This is a genomic window from Variovorax sp. Sphag1AA (assembly GCF_014192575.1).
Classification (GTDB): domain Bacteria; phylum Pseudomonadota; class Gammaproteobacteria; order Burkholderiales; family Burkholderiaceae_C; genus Variovorax.
The window spans coordinates 117,476-136,166 of the sequence record NZ_JACHYC010000004.1 but is presented as its reverse complement, the minus strand read 5'-3'; the positions used below and the strand labels follow the sequence as shown (position 1 = coordinate 136,166).

19 protein-coding genes and 2 riboswitches are annotated in these 18,691 nt (G+C 66.0%); of the genes, 10 read left to right on the top strand and 9 right to left on the bottom strand.

Annotated features, from left to right (window positions below):
• Nucleotides 1-43 precede the first annotated feature (43 nt).
• Nucleotides 44-1,207, bottom strand: coding sequence for a glycine cleavage system aminomethyltransferase GcvT (gene gcvT / locus FHW64_RS16675; protein ID WP_221210385.1), 1,164 nt, complete (start codon nucleotides 1,205-1,207; stop codon nucleotides 44-46).
• A gap of 51 nt (nucleotides 1,208-1,258) precedes the next feature.
• Nucleotides 1,259-1,369, bottom strand: a riboswitch (glycine riboswitch).
• Between the two features lie 17 nt (nucleotides 1,370-1,386).
• Nucleotides 1,387-1,473: riboswitch (glycine riboswitch) on the bottom strand.
• Nucleotides 1,474-1,502: 29 nt separating this feature from the next.
• Nucleotides 1,503-3,035, bottom strand: a complete 1,533-nt coding sequence (locus tag FHW64_RS16670; RefSeq protein WP_184528179.1) for a glycine betaine ABC transporter substrate-binding protein — start codon at nucleotides 3,033-3,035, stop codon at nucleotides 1,503-1,505.
• A gap of 127 nt (nucleotides 3,036-3,162) precedes the next feature.
• Here FHW64_RS16670 and FHW64_RS16665 point away from each other — a divergent pair, with 127 nt between their 5' ends.
• Both FHW64_RS16665 and FHW64_RS16660 read left to right on the top strand, forming a co-directional pair.
• Entirely contained in the window at nucleotides 3,163-3,951 is a 789-nt protein-coding gene (locus tag FHW64_RS16665; protein WP_184528177.1) for an alpha/beta fold hydrolase, read from the top strand.
• A 21-nt stretch (nucleotides 3,952-3,972) separates the two neighbouring features.
• On the top strand, nucleotides 3,973-5,058 hold the full coding sequence (locus tag FHW64_RS16660) for an ROK family protein (RefSeq protein ID WP_184528175.1): 1,086 nt from the start codon (nucleotides 3,973-3,975) through the stop codon (nucleotides 5,056-5,058).
• Nucleotide 5,059: 1 nt separating this feature from the next.
• Here FHW64_RS16660 and FHW64_RS16655 read toward each other — a convergent pair whose 3' ends face one another.
• From FHW64_RS16655 to FHW64_RS16640, 4 genes are all read right to left on the bottom strand, one after another.
• Nucleotides 5,060-5,749 carry a dienelactone hydrolase family protein gene (locus tag FHW64_RS16655; RefSeq protein WP_184528173.1) on the bottom strand — a complete coding sequence of 230 codons (690 nt, stop codon included), beginning with the start codon at nucleotides 5,747-5,749 and terminating at the stop codon, nucleotides 5,060-5,062.
• A 62-nt stretch (nucleotides 5,750-5,811) separates the two neighbouring features.
• The gene (locus tag FHW64_RS16650; RefSeq protein ID WP_311733318.1) at nucleotides 5,812-7,191 is read right to left on the bottom strand and encodes a phospholipase D-like domain-containing protein; all 1,380 of its coding nucleotides are present in this window, start codon (nucleotides 7,189-7,191) and stop codon (nucleotides 5,812-5,814) included.
• Nucleotides 7,188-7,859: a glutathione S-transferase family protein gene (locus FHW64_RS16645; protein ID WP_184528171.1), complete on the bottom strand. Its 672-nt coding sequence runs from the start codon at nucleotides 7,857-7,859 to the stop codon at nucleotides 7,188-7,190. The genes FHW64_RS16650 and FHW64_RS16645 overlap by 4 nt, the downstream gene beginning before the upstream one ends.
• Nucleotides 7,860-7,932: 73 nt before the next feature.
• Entirely contained in the window at nucleotides 7,933-9,054 is a 1,122-nt protein-coding gene (locus tag FHW64_RS16640; protein WP_184528169.1) for a 5-methyltetrahydropteroyltriglutamate--homocysteine S-methyltransferase, read from the bottom strand.
• Nucleotides 9,055-9,202: 148 nt separating this feature from the next.
• On the opposite strand from FHW64_RS16640, the gene FHW64_RS16635 reads away from it, so the two are divergent.
• From FHW64_RS16635 to FHW64_RS16605, 7 genes are all read left to right on the top strand, one after another.
• Nucleotides 9,203-9,967, top strand: a complete 765-nt coding sequence (locus FHW64_RS16635) for a GntR family transcriptional regulator (protein ID WP_311733317.1) — start codon at nucleotides 9,203-9,205, stop codon at nucleotides 9,965-9,967.
• A gap of 181 nt (nucleotides 9,968-10,148) precedes the next feature.
• On the top strand, nucleotides 10,149-11,318 hold the full coding sequence (locus FHW64_RS16630; RefSeq protein WP_184528167.1) for an ABC transporter substrate-binding protein: 1,170 nt from the start codon (nucleotides 10,149-10,151) through the stop codon (nucleotides 11,316-11,318).
• Between the two features lie 25 nt (nucleotides 11,319-11,343).
• Nucleotides 11,344-12,216 (top strand): branched-chain amino acid ABC transporter permease, encoded by an 873-nt coding sequence (locus FHW64_RS16625; protein ID WP_184528166.1) that lies wholly within the window; start codon nucleotides 11,344-11,346, stop codon nucleotides 12,214-12,216.
• Nucleotides 12,216-13,196 (top strand): branched-chain amino acid ABC transporter permease, encoded by a 981-nt coding sequence (locus FHW64_RS16620; RefSeq protein WP_184528164.1) that lies wholly within the window; start codon nucleotides 12,216-12,218, stop codon nucleotides 13,194-13,196. The genes FHW64_RS16625 and FHW64_RS16620 overlap by 1 nt, the downstream gene beginning before the upstream one ends.
• 20 nt (nucleotides 13,197-13,216) lie before the next feature.
• Nucleotides 13,217-13,975 carry an ABC transporter ATP-binding protein gene (locus FHW64_RS16615; protein ID WP_311733335.1) on the top strand — a complete coding sequence of 253 codons (759 nt, stop codon included), beginning with the start codon at nucleotides 13,217-13,219 and terminating at the stop codon, nucleotides 13,973-13,975.
• A complete protein-coding gene (locus FHW64_RS16610; protein WP_184528162.1) occupies nucleotides 13,968-14,672 on the top strand; it encodes an ABC transporter ATP-binding protein in 705 nt (234 codons plus the stop codon). The genes FHW64_RS16615 and FHW64_RS16610 overlap by 8 nt, the downstream gene beginning before the upstream one ends.
• Nucleotides 14,673-14,734: 62 nt before the next feature.
• Nucleotides 14,735-15,133 carry an SRPBCC family protein gene (locus FHW64_RS16605; RefSeq protein ID WP_184528160.1) on the top strand — a complete coding sequence of 133 codons (399 nt, stop codon included), beginning with the start codon at nucleotides 14,735-14,737 and terminating at the stop codon, nucleotides 15,131-15,133.
• 106 nt (nucleotides 15,134-15,239) lie between these two features.
• Here FHW64_RS16605 and FHW64_RS16600 read toward each other — a convergent pair whose 3' ends face one another.
• Together FHW64_RS16600 and FHW64_RS16595 are read right to left on the bottom strand one after the other, a co-directional pair.
• The gene (locus FHW64_RS16600; RefSeq protein WP_184528158.1) at nucleotides 15,240-15,854 is read right to left on the bottom strand and encodes an NAD(P)-dependent oxidoreductase; all 615 of its coding nucleotides are present in this window, start codon (nucleotides 15,852-15,854) and stop codon (nucleotides 15,240-15,242) included.
• A gap of 51 nt (nucleotides 15,855-15,905) precedes the next feature.
• On the bottom strand, nucleotides 15,906-16,577 hold the full coding sequence (locus tag FHW64_RS16595) for a DsbA family protein (RefSeq protein WP_184528156.1): 672 nt from the start codon (nucleotides 16,575-16,577) through the stop codon (nucleotides 15,906-15,908).
• Nucleotides 16,578-16,655: 78 nt separating this feature from the next.
• On the opposite strand from FHW64_RS16595, the gene FHW64_RS16590 reads away from it, so the two are divergent.
• Nucleotides 16,656-17,606, top strand: coding sequence for a LysR family transcriptional regulator (locus FHW64_RS16590; protein WP_184528153.1), 951 nt, complete (start codon nucleotides 16,656-16,658; stop codon nucleotides 17,604-17,606).
• Here the strand turns inward: FHW64_RS16590 and FHW64_RS16585 are convergent.
• Nucleotides 17,551-18,681, bottom strand: a complete 1,131-nt coding sequence (locus tag FHW64_RS16585; RefSeq protein ID WP_184528151.1) for an HPP family protein — start codon at nucleotides 18,679-18,681, stop codon at nucleotides 17,551-17,553. The two genes, FHW64_RS16590 and FHW64_RS16585, sit on opposite strands and share 56 nt — an antisense overlap.
• Between the last annotated feature and the right edge of the window lie 10 nt (nucleotides 18,682-18,691).

Below are 18,691 nucleotides of genomic sequence, written 5' to 3'. Positions count from 1 at the left end.
AAGCTCCTTGATGAAGAAAACGGATGAACGGAAGTGTGAAACGTCAGCCGCGGTAATAACGCGCGGGAACGAAAGGCATGGTGCTGACTTCCATCGGCACCGGCTTGCCGCGAACGATCGCCTGGATGCGCGTACCCGGCTCGGCGTAGGCGAGCGCGACATAGCCCATCGCGATGGGGCGGTCGACCGTCGGGCCGAGCAGGCCGCTGGTGACATGGCCGATGGCTGCGCCTTCGAAGGATTCGAGCGGTGTGCCGTCGCGCACCGGAATGCGCTCGAGCGCGACGAGGCCCACGCGCTTGCGCGTGAGCGTGTGATGGTCGAGATGGCCGGCAGCGCCCGTCGATGCGGTGAGCTGCGCGAGGATCTTCTCTGCGCCCGGAAAACCGCCTTCGCGCGCACCGCCCGCGCGGCGGACTTTCTGCATCGCCCAGCCGAGCGCGGCCTCGACCGGCGTAGTGGTTTCGTCGATGTCGTTGCCGTAGAGGCAAAGACCGGCTTCGAGTCGCAGTGAATTGCGTGCACCGAGCCCGATCGGCTTGACTTCGGGCTGCGCGAGCAGCAGTCGCGCAAGCGCTTCGGCGTCGGCTGCGGCGACGGAAATCTCGAAGCCGTCCTCGCCGGTGTAGCCGCTGCGGGTGACGAAGGCCGCGATGCCGCCGATCTGCACTGCGCCACCGGTCATGAAGACGAACCGCTCGATACCGGGTGAAAGCCGAGCGAGCGTCGATGCCGCCTGCGGGCCTTGCAACGCAAGCAGTGCATGGTCGGGCATCGGCAAGACCTGACAGCGATTCCCGATCTTGGCGCTGATGAGCGCCATGTCGGCCTGCTTGCATGCACCGTTGACCACCACGAACCATGAATCGTGGCCTTCGTTGAAGAACATCAGGTCGTCGAGGATGCCGCCGTCGTCGTTCAGCAGCAGGCCGTAACGTTGCTTACCCGCCGCCAGACCGGCGACGTCGACCGGCATGAGCGTTTCGAATGCGGCCGCCGCATCGGGGCCGACGAGCCGCAGCTGGCCCATGTGCGAGATGTCGAAAAGGCCGGCGGCTTCGCGTGTGTGCTTGTGCTCGGCCATGAGGCCGGAGGGGTACTGCACGGGCATCGAATACCCCGCGAAGGGCACCATACGGGCGCCGAGCTCCACATGCAGCGCGTGGAGCGGGGTCTTCAGAAGTTCGTCGGTCGATGCGGAGGCCAAGGTGTTCTCCAAAGGCAAAGGGGCAGTCCGAATCCATGACCGAAGCCATGGGCCACCCCTGCTGTCCGCTTTACCTGAGAGATTCACCCCACGATCGGGGCTTGCTCCTTCGGTGGACGATTCCGTCGTTGCGACGGGCCGCCTCTCTCCAGCAAGGAAACGCCCGAATCGGGCGCTTCGCCAGTCCTTTTGCCTGAGCGTTCGGGCCCTTGCAATGCGGGGCCCTGCGCCTTCGGCGGCCCCGTCTGGCGGGGCTCTCTCCTGACTCGGCGAGTGTAAGGGATCGCCGGTCGCTTCAGCGCCCGCGGCGCATCACGTACTCGATCATTTCGAAGATCGCTTCGCTCAGCAGCGCCAGCGCCGCGGCGGGAATCGCACCTGCGGCAAGCAGTTGCCGGTCGTTGAGCGCGAGCCCCGTCACGATCCGCTCGCCGAAGCCACCGGCGCCGATGAAGGCGGCGATGGTCGCGGTGCCGATCGCGATGGTCGTGGCGGTCCGAACGCCGGCAAGTATGGTGGGCAGTGCCAGCGGCAGTTGAACTATGCGAAGACTCTGCCCGGAAGTCATGCCCAGTGCGGTACCGGCCATCCGGAGCCCGGCCGGCACTTCGGCCAGCCCGGTGACCGTGTTGCGCATGATCGGCAGCAGCGAGTAGAGGGTGAGGGCGATCAGCGCGGGAACGGTGCCGATCACACCCACGAGCGAAATCAGGATCGCCAGCAGGGCGAGCGACGGAATGGTCTGCAGCAGTCCGGTGAGTCCGAGGACCGTCGCGCGGGCGCGCAGGTGCGGAAACACCAGGATGCCGAGCGGCACCGCGATCAGGATTGCGAGCCCGACCGAGATCGCGACCAGCAGCACATGCTGGCGTGCGAGTCGGCCGAGGTCCGGACCGAACAGCTTCGCGGTGAAGCCGCGCGCGGCAGTTTCGCCGGATGCCGCTGCAGCGGTCGGCGCCTGTGCCTTGCCTTGCCCGAGGAAATCGCGCGCGATGGTGTCGAAGCCCACGCCGTTGAGCTCGGCGCGCGCATTCATGGCGATCATCGCGCGTTCGTCGATGCGGCCTTCGAGCTTCTGCAAGGCAGCCCATGCGGCCGGCCAACGCGTGGGCAGGTCGAGGCGGTAGAGCACCACGGCGTCGTAGCGCGGAAAGTACTTTCGGTCGTCCTCCAGCACGCGCAGGCCGAGGTGATCGATCTTGGCGTCGGTGGTGTAGATGTCCATCACGTCGATCTGCTTGGCGGCGATCGCGTCGTAGGCCAAGCCGTGGTCGAGGCCGGTCGGTGTCTGCTTGAAGCCGTACCGTTCGGCCAGTCCCTGCCAGCCGTCGGCGCGGCCGATGAATTCGTTCGACAGGCCCAGCTTCAGTTCGGGATGGTTCGCGAGGTCGCTCAGGTTGTGGATGCCGAGCCGGTCGGCGTCCGCTGCGCGCATCGCGAGCGCGTAGCCGTCGTTGAAGCCCAGCGGAATCGCGACGCCCAGGCCCAGCGGGCGCAGCGCGGCATTCATCTGGTCGGGCGTCATCGGTCCATTGCTCTTGAGGATCTCCAGCGCGATCGTCCCTGTGTATTCCGCGTAGAGGTCGATGCCGCCGGAGTTCAGTGCCTCGTAGACGATGGCGGTGTTGCCGAGCCCTTGCCGCACGACCGGCGGCTTCGGCAGATGCGGCGCGGCCGTCTGCGCAAGCACCTCCGCGAGGATGTACGACTCGGTGAACCGCTTGGACCCGACGCGGAGAGTGTCCTCCTGGGCGTGCGATGGGGCCGCGCCCCACAGGAGGCCAAGGCTGGCAAGGGCGGCGAACCAGATGCGGCGCAGCGGCGTCATCGATCCAGTGTATCGGCCGGACCGGCATGCGGGCCAGCGGCGCTCCACGGGCCCGAGGTGTTCTCCTACAGCGGGTCGTGCGCCGGGCCGATGCCTTGGGGGGTCAACCTGAACGCAAACTGAAAGAGTGCTCATCAACTACGTCCGCCGCGGCGAAGGCAAGCCGTTGCTGCTCGTTCACGGGCTCGGCGGCAATTGGCGTTCATGGCGGACAGTGCTGGGGCCCCTGGCCGCCAAGCGCAGCGTGACGGCGATCGACCTGCCGGGGTTCGGCAAGAGTCCGCCCCTGGCGGGCGAAGTGTCGATCCGGACGATGTCTGATGCCGTCTCGCAGTTTCTCCGGGAGCACGACCTTCTCGGCACGGATGCCGTCGGCAGTTCGGTCGGCGCCCAACTCGTGCTCGAACTGGCGCGGCGGGGCGGGGTGGTCGGTGCTGTCGTGTCGCTGGCCCCCGTGGGCTTCTGGGCCGGATGGGAGCGGCATGCCTATCGGGCTTCCGTGTGCTTCTGGTGGCGGATCGCGCGTCTCATGAAGCGGCCGATGCCGGCGATCGCCACGCACGAATGGTCGCGCGGGCTGCTCCTGAAACAGCTTTCGGCGCAGCCTTCACTGCTTTCCGGTTCGAACGTGCTGGAGGAGATGCGAAGTTGCGCCACTTCGGTGTCGTTCGGCGCGACGCTCGACGGGCTGGTGCGGGCCGCGCCGATGGAAGGCATCGCCGCCGGCAGTCCCGGCAAGCGACTCGTGATCGGCTGGGGACGTTCCGACCGGATCTGCTTTCCCAGGCAGGCCGGGCGTGCACTGAAGTCCTTTCCGGACGCGCAACTGCACTGGTTCGAGCGCTGCGGCCACTATCCGCACTGGGACGCGCCGGACGAAACCGCGAGCCTCATATTGAAGACCACCGCCGATTGAGCGGCAAAGGAGCGCAAGCGCATGGCCAAGCACAAGCACCGCAAGCCCGCCGACGACAACCACCTGCTGCCCGACGTGCATGGCGCACGAGAGCTGCCGACGGTGGTGGTCGAGGGCTACAGCCTCCAGCTGCGCGACAAGGATGGTTTCGTCGGCGACCAGGCGAGTCAGACCGCATTCCGCGAACTGCTCGAACGCTGGCGTCGTCGTCGCCGCAGCAAGGGCAACGATCCGCTGGGCGGCCTGCACTCCAAGGAGTTGACGAAGAAGGCGCTCGATCAAGTGCTGGGCAAGAAGGCCTCCGAGGCGGCGGACGTGGTGCACGGCGTCATCGAGGAGTTCGCGGAAGAGTTGGCGTGGGTGATCGACCGATTCATGCGCCATCCGTCATGGAAGGGCGTGGAGCGCATCGTGATCGGCGGCGGCTTTCCCGAAAGCGATGTCGGCGAACGTGCGATCCTGCAGACGGCAGCCTTGCTGGAAGAGATGCGGATTTCGGTGCAGTTGGGCCGCATCAGCCACGAGACCGACGACGGCGGCCTGCTGGGCTGGGTGCACCTGATACCGCCGCCGCTGCTGAAGGGGCATGACGCGATCCTTGCGCTGGACATCGGCGGCACCAATGTGCGCTGCGGCATCGTGAAGACGCGCAGAAGGCGTGCGCGCGACCTCTCGAAGGCCAGGGTGATTCATCGCGAAAAGTGGCGCCATGCCGACGACGGGCCCAGCCGCAAGGTGCTGGTCGATCGATTGGTGGAGATGCTCGAAAAGCAGATGCGCTATTGCCGCAAGAAGGGCATCGACCTTGCACCGTTCATCGGCATCGGTTGCCCGGGGTTGATCCGCAAGGACGGATCGATCGCGCGCGGCGCGCAGAACCTGCCGGGCGACTGGGAGAGCGAGAACTTCCATCTGCCGAGCAGTCTCTGCAAGCGGATCCCGACGATCGGCGGTGAACCGACCGTGGCGCTCATGCACAACGACGCGGTGGTGCAGGGCCTGAGCGAACTGCCCTTTATGCGCGATGTGAAGCGCTGGGCCGTGCTGACCATCGGCACGGGCCTGGGCAACGCAAGCTACTGCAACAAGGCGCCCGAGGCGCCCTGAATCAGGCGGCCAGTTCCTTGCCGAAGAAACGCAGGGTGCGGTCCCACGCGAGTTGCGCCCAGGTCGCGTCGTATTGCGTGATCGGGATGCGGCCCGGCCCCTGCGCGGTTTCGTTGGCGAAGGCATGGTGGGCCAGATAGCGGTGGCCTTCGTAGCGAACACCCGCACCCGACAGCTTTTCTTCGAGTGCATCGACGCCGGCAATTGCGAAGGCCTGGTCCTGTGTCGCCCAATGCGCCTGCACCGGGGCCTTGATCTTCGAGGCATCGACGTATTCAAGCGGCGGGTAGCCATACCAGACCACGCCGGCGTCGACTTCGGGCGACATGGTCAGGCTCAGCACGGTCAGCGCGCCGCCCATGCAGTAGCCCGTGACGCCCACCTTGCCGCCGCGCGCCTTCAGGAACTGGACGGCGCCGTGCACGTCCTGCGATGCAGCGTCACCGAAGTTCAGGCCGCTCATCAGGTGATGCGCTTCCTCGGCCTCGACCGTGGACTTGCCTCGGTAGAGATCCGGCACCAGCGCGGTGAAGCCCGCCTTGGCAAAGCGGTCCGCGACGCCGCGGATCTGGTCATTGATGCCCCACCATTCCTGGATCACCACCACCGACCCGAACGTCTTGTCGGCTTCGGCCAGATAGCCATTGACGCTGCCGCCGTCCGGGCGCTTGTACTGCACGACTTTTCCCATGGAGATCTCCTGAGGTTGGGTTGCGGGTTGCGTTTCGGCCGACGAGTATCGGCCAGGAAGGCTCAAAGCTGGAACGCAATGGTCAGCAACAACCCTTCGGCCACGTCACGAATCAGCCCGGGTTGGCGCGCCCGGTAGGTGTCGCCGGCCGATGCCGTGGTTTCGATCCATTGGGCGAGCCAGTCGATTTGCTCGTGACCGTAGAACACCACGGCCGCCTCGTGGTTGATCAGCAGGCTGCGCATGTCGAGGTTGATCGAACCGCACAGCGCGAGGTTGTCGTCCACCACCACCGCCTTGGCATGGGCCATGAAAGGCAGCATGCGGAAGATCACGCCGGCCCGCGTGAGGTCACGCATGGCCCGCGCGCGAACGAAGTCGGCGAGCCGGTGATTCGATTGCGCCGGGATGGCGATCGTGACCTGCACGCCGCGTCGCGCAGCGAGTCGCAGTGCATCGCGCAGGCCATCCCCGGGCACAAAGTAAGGCGTGATGGCGAGCACCCGGTGCTCGGCGCGGAAACAGGCATCGATGAGCAGCGCCTGCGCGGTGTCTTCGGTCTGGTCCGGGCCGCTTGGCAGCAGTTGCGCGAATTCGCCTTCCACATGCACGTCGCCTGCCGCCACCTCGCGCGGCTTGTGCCCGCGGACCGACGACCAGTCGTGGTCGAACTGCCGCGCCGCCGCGGCCGCGACGCTCCCCTGCAGGTCGAATGAAAGATCCCGCCACGGAACCGGGTGGTCGTCGTTGCCGGTGAAGTATTCGCCCGCTAGATTGCGCCCGCCCGACCACAGCCATTGATCGTCCGCGATGGTGAACTTGCGGTGGTTGCGCAGATTGCGCGGTCCCGTTCGTTGCAGGCTGAAGATCGGGCGGAACACCGCGATCTCGGCGTTCGCGTCGCGTAGCGTGTCGAAATGCGATCGCGGCAGTGACAGCGCGCCGAAGCCATCGAGCAGCACGCGCACCTTCACACCCTCGCGGGCGCGACGCGCCAGCCGGTTGATGATGTCGTGGCCGAGCGCATCGTCGCCAATGATGAACGTGCAGATGTCGAGCCGCACCCGCGCGCCCTCGATCACCTCGAAGAGCGCATCGCGCGCCGCTGCGCCGTCGGAATGAAGGCGCACTGCGCACGGCCCCGGCGGCGCGAGGCCGAAGCTCTCGATCAGGTCGGCCGCCCAATGGCCGGCCGGATTGGCGCGCGGCGGGCGCGGCGCACCTGCCGGACGCAGCTTGCGCTGGCCGAACAGCAGGTACATCGGGAGGATGACGTAGGGCAGCAGCGCGAGGCCCATCACCCAGGCGATGGCGGTCGAGGGCGCGCGCTGCTCGCGCTTGGCGCGGCTGGTCAACACATAGACCAGCAGTGCGAAGGTGACGACCAGCAGGTGCTGCGACGGTGAGGGCAGCCAATCGAGCCAGTCGTCGATCTGGTTCACGTGCGGAGCAGCAGCGGTTGCAGGAAGACCGGCACCGGACGGCCGTTGTTCGCGAGGAACTTCATCATGGTGCCCACGACCTGCCGGACTGGCGCACGCGCGCCTACGCGGTCGCGCCAGGCGACCAGACGCTGCGTCGCTTCTGTCATGCCTGCGCCTTTGCGGTCGGCGAACACATGGGCCATGTAGAAGGCAATGTCGGCGAAGGAGTAGGGGCCCGCGAGGTAGTCGCGGTCGACCAGCAGGGCTTCCATCTCGTCGTAGAAGCGGGCGCAGGCCGCACACGCCGCGACAGCCGGCGCGCTTTGCATGTCGTGCTGGAGGCCGAAGAGCTTCACCACCTGAGGAAAGAAGACCTCGTCGGACTTGAGTTCGAGCTGACGGGCCTTGGCGCGGTCGGCGACGTCGGCGGGCCAGAGGGGAGGGGTCGGGAAGCGGTCTTCGAGGTACTCGAAGATCTGGGTCGAGTCGAACAGCTCGATGCCGTCGTCGATCAGCACCGGAACCTGCCGCTTCGGGTTGACGCGCAGGACCTCGGGGTGCTTGGGCTCGTAGTTGTCGTCGCGGTCGAACGGCACCATGACGCAGTCGAAAGCGAGCCCCTTTTCGAGCATCGCGATCTGCGCCTTGGCGCCAAACATGCTGAGCGGACCCGTGTAGAGCTTCATAGGCCCGAAGCCTACTTCACAGCAGTTGCAAATCAAACAGCCCGGGCCGCTGGGCGCAGCCCCGGGGGCAGGCTTAGGACGTTCCCCAGACCTCTTGGGCGGTTTCGACCACGAGGCGCAGTTTGGCGCGTTGCGCCTCGACCGCGATGTTGTTGCCATGCACCGTGCTGGAGAAACCGCACTGGGGCGACAGCGCGAGCTGGTCGAGCGAAACGTACTTGGCGGCGGCTTCGATGCGGGCCTTGAGCTCGTCCTTGTCTTCCATCTGGCCGAACTTGGTGGTCACGAGGCCGAGCACGACCGTCTTGCCCTTCGGCAGGAAGCGCAGCGGGCGGAAATCGCCCGAGCGCGCGTCGTCGTATTCGAGGAAGTAGGCGTCGAGGTCCATCTCCTTGAGCAGCGCTTCGGCGACGGGCTCGTAGTTGCCGGCCGCGGCGTGGGTGCTCTTGAAGTTGCCGCGGCACAGGTGCATCGCGAGCGTCATGCCGGCGGGCTTCTGCGCGACCACCTTATTGATGAACTTGGCGTAGCGGTGCGGCAGTTCGTTGGGGTCGTCACCGCGTTGGCGGGCGGCTTCGCGCATCTTCTCGTCGCAGAGGTAGGCGAGGTTGGTGTCGTCCATCTGGACGTAGGTGCAGCCGGCAGCGGCGAGCGAACGGAGCTCATCGCCGTAGGCCTTGGCGACGTCGTCGTAGAAGGTGGGATCGAGCTCGGGGTAGGCGTCCTTGCTGATGCCGGCGCGGCCGCCACGGAAGTGCAGCATCGTGGGCGAGGGGATCGTCACCTTCGGCGTGTTGCCGGCCGAAACCTGGCTCTTGAGGTATTCGAAATCGGCGAGCTGGATGTTCTTGGCGTGGCGGACCTTGTCGATCACGCGCATGACCGGTGGTGCCAGTTCTTCGGTGCCATCGGGCTTGCGGATGGTGACCGGGATGTCGGTCTTCACGCCGCCGAGCTGTTCGAGGAAGTCGATGTGGAAGTAGGTGCGGCGGAATTCGCCGTCGGTGATGCTCTTGAGGCCGATGTCTTCCTGGAACTTGACGATCTCGGTGATCGCCTTGTCTTCGACCTTGCGAAGTTGCTCGGGGGTGATTTCTCCCTTGGCCTTTTGCTCGCGGGCTTCGAGCAGGAATTTGGGACGCAAAAAGCTGCCGACGTGGTCGTAGCGCGCGGGCAGGTGGGCATGTTCGGACATGGTTGGCTCCGGTCGATATCTGGAAAAGAACGGTCGATCGTATCCGCACAGCGGCATGCGCTTACGGATACATCCGACTCAGTGTTTACCCTCGTCTGGGTGCAAAAGGAGGCGATTCTCGGTGATCTTTGGATACATTCCGTATCCCGTGAATCCACCCAGCCCGTCCGTTCTGTCCCATGCCGAAGCCGGCGGCTCGCAGGTCGTCAAGGCCCAGTTGCGGCTGCGGGAGATGGTGCTCGCGGGCGAATTGGCGGGCGGCGCGCGTATCGCCGAAGTGGCGATCTCGGAGATGCTGGGCGTGTCCCGGACGCCGGTGCGCAGTGCGCTCATGCGCCTCGAACAGGAAGGCCTGCTCGAAGCGCTGCCGAGCGGCGGGTACGCGGTGCGGACCTTTTCCGAACGCGATGTCGGCGACGCGATCGAGCTGCGCGGCACGCTTGAAGGCCTCTCAGCCCGCCTCGCCGCCGAGCGCGGCGCGCCGCAGATGGTGATGCGCGATGCGCGCGCATGCCTCAAGCGCATCGACGAACTGATGCGCGAGCCGGCGCTCGATGACGCCGCGTTTTCGCGCTACGTCGCCTACAACGAGGAATTCCACCGCCTTCTCGCCGAGATGTCTGGCAGCCCGCTGATCGCGATGCAGACCGAACGCGTGACCAACCTGCCTTTTGCGTCGCCCTCGGGCTTCGTCGTCGTCGAGGCGAATTCGCCGGGCGCGCGCGACAGGCTGCTCGTCGCGCAGGACCAGCACTGGCAAGTGCTCGACGCCATCGAGAACCGCGAAGGTTCGCGCGCCGAGGCGCTGATGCGCGAGCACAGCCGAATCGCGCAACGCAACCTGCGCGAGGCCCTGCATGGCGCGCAAAGCGACGCACTGCCGGCCGTCAAGCTGATCCGCCGCCGCGATTAAGAGCTGCATAAGAATGAACGCAAGCTTTGCGCGATGATCGCGCGCCGTATCCCTTTATCGCGCAAAGAACTTTTGTCCGCATCGAAAGCTAGGTGTTTGTCGGCGTTCCCGCGACATTGCATTTAGTCACAATAGCCCCCGATTTTTCCCGTTCCAGCATTACCGCAGAAGGAGAGTTTTCATGCTTCGTCGTCAATTCGTCCAGGCCGCCAGCCTGACCGCCGTCGCGCTGGCCATGCCGCTGGCCTATGCCGCCGACACTTTCAAGATCGGCCTGATCCTGCCCATGACCGGGCAGCAGGCCTCCACCGGCCGCGAAGTCGAAGCAGGGGCGCGCCTGTACATGGCGCAGCACGGCGACACCGTTGCGGGCAAGAAGGTGGAACTGATCGTCAAGGACGACACCGGTCTGCCGGACGTTGCCAAGCGCATCGCGCAGGAGCTGGTGGTCAATGACAAGGTCAACGTGCTTGCCGGCTTCGGCCTGACGCCGATCGCACTCGCGGTGGCGCCGATCGCCACGCAGTCGAAGACCCCGGCCATCACGATGGCGGCCGCCACGTCGGCCATCACCGAGGCTTCGCCGTACATGCTGCGTTCGAGCTTCACGCTGCCGCAGGCGTCCGTCGGCCTGGCTGACTGGGCACCGAAGAACGGCATCAAGTCGGTCGTGACGCTGGTGTCGGACTACGGTCCCGGCAACGACGCCGAGAAGTTCTTCAGCGAGCGCTTCGAGAAGAACGGCGGCAAGGTGATCGAGAAGCTGCGCGTGCCGCTGCGCAGCCCTGATTTCGCACCCTTCCTGCAGAAGGTTCGCGATGCCAAGCCCGACGCGCTGTTCATCTTCGTTCCTTCGGGCAACGGCGCTGCGGTCATGAAGCAGTTCTTCGAGCGTGGTCTGGACAAGGCCGGCATCAAGGCCATCGGAACCGGCGACCTGACGGATGACGAACAGCTCAACAACATGGGCGAAGGCATGCTCGGCATCGTCACCTCGCACCACTACTCGGCTGCACATCCTTCGGAACTGAACAAGAAGTTCGTCGAGGCCTTCGACAAGGCCAACAAGGGCCTGCGCCCGAACTTCATGGCGATGGGCGGCTATGACGGCATGCACATGGTCTACGAAGCGCTCAAGGCCACCAAGGGCGAAGGCAGCGGCGACGCGCTTCTGGCCGCGATGAAGGGCCTGAAGTTCGAAAGCCCGCGCGGCCCGGTCGAAATCGACGCCCAGACGCGCGACATCACGCAGGACATCTACCTGCGCAAGGTCGAGAAGAAGGACGGTCAGCTCTACAACGTCGAATTCGACGTGATCAAGGCCGTCAAGGACCCAGGCAAGACGAAGTAATCACGACAGGGTTCCGGACAGCAGCATGTTGACCATCCTTTTTGACGGCATTGCCTACGGCATGCTGCTGTTCGTGCTCGCGGTTGGATTGGCCGTGACGCTCGGGTTGATGAACTTCATCAACCTCGCGCATGGCGCCTTCGCCATGGCGGGCGGCTATCTCACGGTCTTCGCCATGCAGAAGCTCGGCGTGCCATTTCTGCTCTGCCTGCCGCTCGCGTTCATCGTGGTCGGCGCGGTGGGCGCGCTGCTCGAGCGCACGCTCTACCGTCCGATGTACGGCAAGACGCACCTGGACCAGGTGATGTTCTCGATCGGGCTTGCCTTCATGGCCGTGGCGGCGGTGGACTATTTCGTCGGCTCGTCGCAGCAGAACGTGCATCTGCCCGACTGGCTGCGCGGCCGCACCGAGATCGGCGACGGCCCGTTCATGCTGGGCATGGGCCACTACCGCATCTTCATCATCGCGGTCTGCGCGTTGCTCACCGTGGTGCTGCAACTGATCCTCACGAAGACCCGCTTCGGCAGCAGGCTGCGCGCCTCGGTCGACGATCCGCGCGTCGCCGCGGGCATGGGCATCAATGTCAACGTGGTGTTCCTGCTGACCTTCGCGGTTGGCTCGGGGCTGGCGGGTCTGGGTGGTGCGCTGGGGGCCGAGATCCTCGGGCTCGATCCGACCTTTCCGCTCAAGTACATGATCTATTTCCTCATCGTGGTGTCGGTCGGTGGCACCACGTCGATTACCGGGCCGCTGCTGGCGGCCCTGCTGCTCGGCATCGCCGACGTGGCGGGCAAATACTTCATTCCGAAGATGGGCGCTTTCACCGTCTACCTGCTGATGATCCTCATCCTGATGTGGCGGCCGCAAGGTCTCTTCACGCGCAAGGGAGGCCGGTGATGGACTTCCAATCCCCCTTGCTGGCAAAGGCGCGCTGGCGCCCGGTGGAGTTCGTGGTGTGGGCCGTGGCCTTCGTGCTGCCGCTGCTGCTTCCGTCGCACGCGCTCATGATCAACGAGATCGCGATCGTCGCGCTCTTTGCGATGTCTCTGGACCTGATCCTCGGCTACACCGGCATCGTGTCGCTGGGCCATGCAGGCTTCTTCGGGCTGGGCGCCTACACGGCCGCGTTGTTCGCGAAGCACGTGATGCCCGATCCGACGGTCGGGCTGGTCGTGGCGATCGTCGTCGCGGGCCTGCTGGGCACCATCGCAAGCGTCACCATCCTGCGCGGCACCGACCTCACGCGGCTGATGGTCACGCTCGGCACGGCACTGCTCCTGCTCGAACTCGCGAACAAGCTCGATTGGCTCACCGGCGGTACCGACGGTTTGCAGGGCGTGGTCATGGGCCCTGTGCTCGGCAAGTTCGACTTCGATCTCTTCGGTCGCACGGCCGCCTGGTATTCGCTCTCGGTGACGCTGCTGCTCTTCCTGCTGATGCGCCGGCTGGTGCATTCGCCGTTCGGCGCGACGCTCAAGGCGATCCGCGACAACCGCCTGCGGGCCATGGCGATCGGCATCCCGGTGGTTCCGCGCCTGTCCGTGATCTACACCATCGCCGCCGCAGTGGCGGGCGGCGCGGGCGCCTTGCTCGCGCAGACCACGGGCTTCGCATCGCTCGACGTGCTGGCCTTCGACCGCTCGGCCGACGTGATGCTGATGCTGGTCATCGGCGGCGTGGGCTGGCTCTACGGCGGCATTGCCGGCGCGATCGTGTTCAAGGTGCTGCAGGACACGCTCTCTGCGGTCACGCCGCAGTACTGGATGTTCTGGATCGGCCTGATTCTCGTGCTGCTGGTGCTCGTCGGCCGTGACCGGCTGCTCAAGCCCTGGACCTGGTTCGGCGCCCGGAAAAGTGCAGGGAGTGCCAAGCCGTGAGCTCTGCAAACAACAACAACGTGAACGACATCGTCCTCTCGGCCACCGGCCTGGTGATGCGCTTCGGCGGCATCACGGCAACCAACAACGTGTCGCTGAACCTGCGGCGCGGCGCGCGTCATGCGCTGATCGGGCCGAACGGCGCGGGCAAGACCACGCTGATCAACCTGTTGACCGGCGTGCTCACGCCGACCGAAGGCCGCATCGTGCTCGAAGGCGAGGACATCACGCGCCTCGCACCACACAAGCGGGTGGCGCGCGGCATGGTGCGCACCTTCCAGATCAACCAGCTGTTCGATTCGATGTCGCCGCTGGAGACGCTCGCGCTCGTCGTCTCGCAGCACACCGGCGCCGGCACCGACTGGTGGCGGCCGCTGGGCAGCTCGAAGCAGGTTGCCGAACGTGCGGGTCAGTTGCTCGAGCAGTTCCGGCTCGCCGACGTTGCCAACCAGCAGACCAAGCATCTGGCCTACGGCAAGCGCCGCCTGCTCGAAATCGCGATCGCGCTGGCCTGCGAGCCGCGCGTGCTGCTGCTCGACGAGCCCGTGGCTGGCGTGCCGGCGGGCGAGCGCGAGGAACTGCTCGAGACGGTGGCCGCACTGCCGGCCGACGTGTCGGTGCTGCTCATCGAGCACGACATGGATCTGGTGTTCAGCTTTGCCGACCGGATGACGGTGCTCGTCAATGGCACGCTGCTCACTGAAGGCGACCCGGACACGATCGCGAACGACCCGAAGGTCAAGGAGGTCTACCTGGGCCATGGAGAGGCACATGTCTGAGCTGCTGCGTATCGAGAACCTGAGCGCGGGTTACGGCGAAGCGGTCGTGCTGCACGATATTTCCTTTTCGCTCGGCGAAGGGCAGACCTTGGCGCTGCTGGGCCGCAACGGCACCGGAAAGACCACGCTGATCAACACGCTCGCAGGCGCAACGCGCCAGCATGCCGGCACGATCACGCTCGGCGGCAACGCATTGCACAAGCTGCCTTCGCACCAGCGAGCCGCGGTCGGTATCGGCTGGGTGCCGCAGGAGCGCAATATCTTCAAGTCGCTCACGGTGCACGAGAACCTCACCGCGGTCGAACGGCCGGGAAGGTGGAATGCACAGCGCGTCTACGAGATGTTCCCGCGCCTGGCCGAGCGCAAGAGCAACCTGGGCACGCAGTTGTCGGGCGGCGAGCAGCAGATGCTCGCAGTCGGTCGCGCGTTGGTGGTGAACCCGACGCTGCTGCTGCTCGACGAGCCGCTCGAAGGGCTCGCGCCGATCATCGTGGAAGAGCTTCTGCGCGCCATCCGCCGCATCACGCGGGATGAAGGGCTGGCGGCGATCGTCGTCGAGCAGCATCCGCAGGCGATCCTCGCCATCTCGGACGAGGCGGTGGTGCTCGACCACGGCACCGTGGTGCATGCCGATCACGCCGCGACGCTGCGTACGCAGCCCGAGGTGCTGGATCGGCTGCTCGGCGTTTCCCGCTGAGCGGCACGGGCGCGGCGGGTGCCGCGCCCCTACACTGATTCGAGCTTCGAAAGGAGACGCGCATGGCATCCATTCGGCGGGAAATGCAGGTCACGGCGAGCGCCGCCCACATCTGGGACGCGGTGCGCGACGTCGGTGAGATCCATCGCCGGCTGGTGCCCGGCTTCGTGACCGACTGCAAGCTTGAAGGAGATGCGCGCATCGTCACTTTCGCCAACGGCATCGTCGCGCGCGAGGTGATCGTCGACGTCGATGACGCGACGCGCCGCATCGCATGGTCGGCCTCTGGCGGCCGGCTCACGCATCACAACGCATCGCTGCAGGTGTACCCCGAAGACGCCACGCACAGCCGTCTGGTCTGGGTCGCCGACCTCTTGCCCAACGCCATGGCCGAGCCGATCGCAGCCATGATCGACGCCGGCATGCAAGCGATGAAGCGCACCCTGGAAACTCACACCTGACCTCGCAAAACCAGGGATACCGCGGATCCGGCTCCGCCGGTCCGCTGGTATCGCCCCCTGCAAGGGGGTGGAGAGCGACACGAAGTGCGCGAGCCTGGGGGTGTAGTCAGTACCCCACGGTGAATCGCTGCCGAGAGTGCTTGGGAATCTCGACTTCATCGGCCATCGCGATCGCGTAGTCCTCCATCGAGATCCAGCTCTTGCCCGTTTCGTCGGTCAAGAGGCCATCGCCGCCGAGGCGGAACTTGTAGGTGCGCTCGCCCGGCACGAAGAGCGCCGAAGGCGAAAGGAAGGTCCAGTCGAGGTCTTTCTCGGCGCGCAGCGCGTCGAGGAGCACGCGACCCGCGATGGCTTCGGGCTTGTAGGCCTCCGGGAAGTCGGGCGTGTCGACGAGCGCCTTGCCCGGTGCCACTTCGAGGCTGCCTGCGCCACCTACGACCAGCACGCGCGGCACGCCCGCATTTTTTGCCGCGGCGATGAGCGTCTTGGCATCGATGCCGCCTTCGAAGCGGGTTGCGCTGATCAAAACGTCGTGACCGCGCAGCAGCGGTACGAGCGCATCGACCGAGGTGGCGTCGGCCGCCTTCAGGGTGAGTTGGGGGCGCTCGGCCACGCCTTCGATCTTGCGGGCGATGCCGGTGATGGTGTGGCCGCGTTGAAGCAATTCATTGGCGATCCGCGAGCCGACGCGGCCCGAAATGCCGAGGATGACGATCTTCATGGTGTGAACTCTTTCAGAGATTGGAGAAGTGACAGCAGGATGGGGTGAGGGTCAGGCGACTTGGGCGATCAGCTGTTGAAGCTGCGTGGTCCAGGCGTCGGGCTGGCCGAGAAAGCGCCCGGCTTCGACAGGCACGACCTGCGCGGTGGGCGTTTCGAGCGCAAAGGTGGGAAAGCCTTGCCCGCCCGCTCTCGCGAGCCATTGGCGGCTGTGGGCGATGTGGCGATGGGTGGATTCGCCGCTCAGCTCGTCGTAGGCCGTCGCAAAGGTGGTCGGTGCGAGGTCGATGTCGGCCGCGAGGTCTTCAAGAACGGGCCGTTCGGCGATTCGGCGGCCGTCGACATAGTGGGCGCGCTGCACGCGGTTGAGCATGTCGAGGCCACGATCTGCGACCGCTTGCGCTGCGAGCACCGCAGTGAGCGGCGGGGCCGAATCGAGCATCGCTCCCACGTCGTTGAGCAGGCCGTCAAAGTAGGCTGCACCGAAGGGCTGACCGCTGAGCTCGGCGATACGGTGGTCATGGGGCATCACATAGCTGCGCCACGCCGAGGTGATGGGGCGCCGGTTGGGGCCGGTCATCATTCCGCCGCCGTGAAGCTCGATCCGGAGGCCTGGGACGGCGCGAGCCGCGTCGACCAGCGGCGCGGCGGCATAGCACCAGCCACAGAGCGGATCGAAGATGTAGTGAAGGGTGGCCTGTCGCGGCGGCTTGCTGGATGTCATGGAGCGCGATCGTAGGTTTCTTGGTTCGATCAAAAAACACCTTAGGATGGGCAGGTTTGTTGCTTCATTCGATCGAATATGGACCGGGTCACCGCCGCTGAAGTCTTCGTCTGCATCGCCGAAAAAGGCAGCATGACCGCCGCTGCCGAGGCGCTGGACATGTCGCGCGCGATGGTCACGCGCTATCTGGCGCAGATGGAGGAGTGGGCCGGCGCCCGCCTGCTGCACCGAACCACGCGCCGCTTGAGCTTGACGGAGCCCGGCCGCGAGACCCTCGCACGCTGCCGCCGCATGCTGGAGCTGGCCGCGGAGATGGCCGTCGCGTCCACCAATGAAGACGACGTGCCGCGCGGGTTGCTGCGCGTGGCCTGCTCGCAGTCGCTTGCGCAGGACGTGCTGGCTGCCACGGTGGCCGAATTTCTGCGCCGCTATCCGCTGGCCGCGATCGACCTGCAGATTGGGCCGCGGTCGGTGAACCTCGTCGAGGAGCGGATCGACCTTGCCGTTCGTATCACCAATGATCTCGATCCGAACCTGATTGCGCGGCCTTTGGGACGCTGCGATTCGCTGATCTGCGCGTCACCGGCCTATCTGGCGGCGCAAGGGCGGCCGCGTCGGGTGCAGGATCTGGCGACCCACAACTGCCTGACCTATTCGTACTTCGGAAAAAGCCTGTGGGAGTTCGACGTGGCCGGAGAGCGGCTCGCAGTGCCGGTCAGCGGCACCCTCAGTGCCAACGAGTCGAACGTGCTGCTCGCGGCGGCAGTCGAGGGTGCGGGCATCACCATGCAACCCGTCTACTCGGCGAGGAAGTTGGTCGCGGAAGGGCGGCTCGTGGCGCTGCTGCCGGAAGCGGTGCCGCAGCCGCTTGGCGTCTATGGCCTGTACGGATCGCGGCGCCAGATGCCGGTCGCGTTGCGCCTGCTGCTCGACCTGCTGGCCGAGCGCTTTGCCGACCCGGATTACTGGCCGGTCAGGCCTCCGGGCCCACGGCCCGATACAGCGCGCGCACGAAATCGGACTGCGTGATCATCCCGACCAGCCGCTTGTCGGCGTCGATGATCGGAATGTGGTGATGGCCGCCTTCCGAGAAGAGCGGCACCAGTTCGGCGAGCGGCCGGTCGGCGCTCGCCACGCGCACCTGTCGCGTCATGATCTGGCCGACCACTTCGGGCTTGCTGGACATCACGGTGCGGGTGGCGCGGATGAAGTCGCGCAAGCGCCCGCCGATGCCTTCATGGTGCTGCAGGTCGATGTGCCGGAAGAAATCCGCCTGCGTGATGATCCCGACCACACGCCGGCTGCGGTCGACCACCGGCAACGCCTTGATGCGCCGCTCGTGCATCAGCGCCCAGGCTTCCTGCAGCGGCGTGCCGAACTCAACGGAGGCGAGGTCGCGCGACATGAGGTCGGCGCAATGGACCGTTCCGAGCCGCCGGTGCCACGACTCGACCTCGGTCTGGCGGATCAGCGATTCGAGATCGTCTCGGCTGATGTCGAGTACCTGGTTGTAGCGCGCAAGCACCGCATCGATATCGATCGAGCTGAGCCGGCTGTCGGCGGGAGAGGGCTTCGGCGCGATCTGGACGTGCGGGTAGCGCCGGCCGGTCAGGCTGTTGTAGATCACGCCTGCGAGTACCAGCAGCACCGAGTTCACCATGGTCGGGAAGAAGGCGAACGAGAACTGCGTGGTGTGGGTCAGCACGATGAGCAGCGCCGCCGCGCCGCCCGGCGGATGCAGGCAGCGCAGCGAGAACATCACGCCGATCGCCAGCGCGGTTGCGAAGGCATCGAGCCAGACGCCGTCCGGCAGCCAGTTCACGCAGGCGATGCCGACCAGCGCCGCAATGGTGTTGCCCCCGATCACCGGCCAGGGTTGGGCGAGTGGGCTCCCCGGCAGCGCGAAGACCAGCACCGCGCTCGCGCCTATCGGCGCGATGAGCCACGGGACGCTCGAGGAAATGCCGACCCAGTGGCAGATCAGGGCGGTGAAGAGGAGGCCGACGCCGGCACCTATGGTTGCCCGCAGGCGTTCCTGAGCGTTGGCGGACGTGGGGCCCGGGATCCAGGCGCGCGCGAATGTGGAGAGGGACTCGAAGCGCATGGGTTCAGCG

What these genes read in the sequence shown, in the direction of transcription:
- FHW64_RS16670 (WP_184528179.1), bottom strand. Translation starts at nt 3,035, where the DNA reads ATGACGCCGCTGCGCCGCATCTGGTTCGCCGCCCTTGCCAGCCTTGGC.
- FHW64_RS16660 (WP_184528175.1), top strand. Translation starts at nt 3,973, where the DNA reads ATGGCCAAGCACAAGCACCGCAAGCCCGCCGACGACAACCACCTGCTG.
- FHW64_RS16655 (WP_184528173.1), bottom strand. Translation starts at nt 5,749, where the DNA reads ATGGGAAAAGTCGTGCAGTACAAGCGCCCGGACGGCGGCAGCGTCAAT.
- FHW64_RS16645 (WP_184528171.1), bottom strand. Translation starts at nt 7,859, where the DNA reads ATGAAGCTCTACACGGGTCCGCTCAGCATGTTTGGCGCCAAGGCGCAG.
- FHW64_RS16640 (WP_184528169.1), bottom strand. Translation starts at nt 9,054, where the DNA reads ATGTCCGAACATGCCCACCTGCCCGCGCGCTACGACCACGTCGGCAGC.
- FHW64_RS16630 (WP_184528167.1), top strand. Translation starts at nt 10,149, where the DNA reads ATGCTTCGTCGTCAATTCGTCCAGGCCGCCAGCCTGACCGCCGTCGCG.
- FHW64_RS16625 (WP_184528166.1), top strand. Translation starts at nt 11,344, where the DNA reads ATGTTGACCATCCTTTTTGACGGCATTGCCTACGGCATGCTGCTGTTC.
- FHW64_RS16620 (WP_184528164.1), top strand. Translation starts at nt 12,216, where the DNA reads ATGGACTTCCAATCCCCCTTGCTGGCAAAGGCGCGCTGGCGCCCGGTG.
- FHW64_RS16610 (WP_184528162.1), top strand. Translation starts at nt 13,968, where the DNA reads ATGTCTGAGCTGCTGCGTATCGAGAACCTGAGCGCGGGTTACGGCGAA.
- FHW64_RS16605 (WP_184528160.1), top strand. Translation starts at nt 14,735, where the DNA reads ATGGCATCCATTCGGCGGGAAATGCAGGTCACGGCGAGCGCCGCCCAC.
- FHW64_RS16600 (WP_184528158.1), bottom strand. Translation starts at nt 15,854, where the DNA reads ATGAAGATCGTCATCCTCGGCATTTCGGGCCGCGTCGGCTCGCGGATC.
- FHW64_RS16595 (WP_184528156.1), bottom strand. Translation starts at nt 16,577, where the DNA reads ATGACATCCAGCAAGCCGCCGCGACAGGCCACCCTTCACTACATCTTC.
- FHW64_RS16590 (WP_184528153.1), top strand. Translation starts at nt 16,656, where the DNA reads ATGGACCGGGTCACCGCCGCTGAAGTCTTCGTCTGCATCGCCGAAAAA.
- FHW64_RS16585 (WP_184528151.1), bottom strand. Translation starts at nt 18,681, where the DNA reads ATGCGCTTCGAGTCCCTCTCCACATTCGCGCGCGCCTGGATCCCGGGC.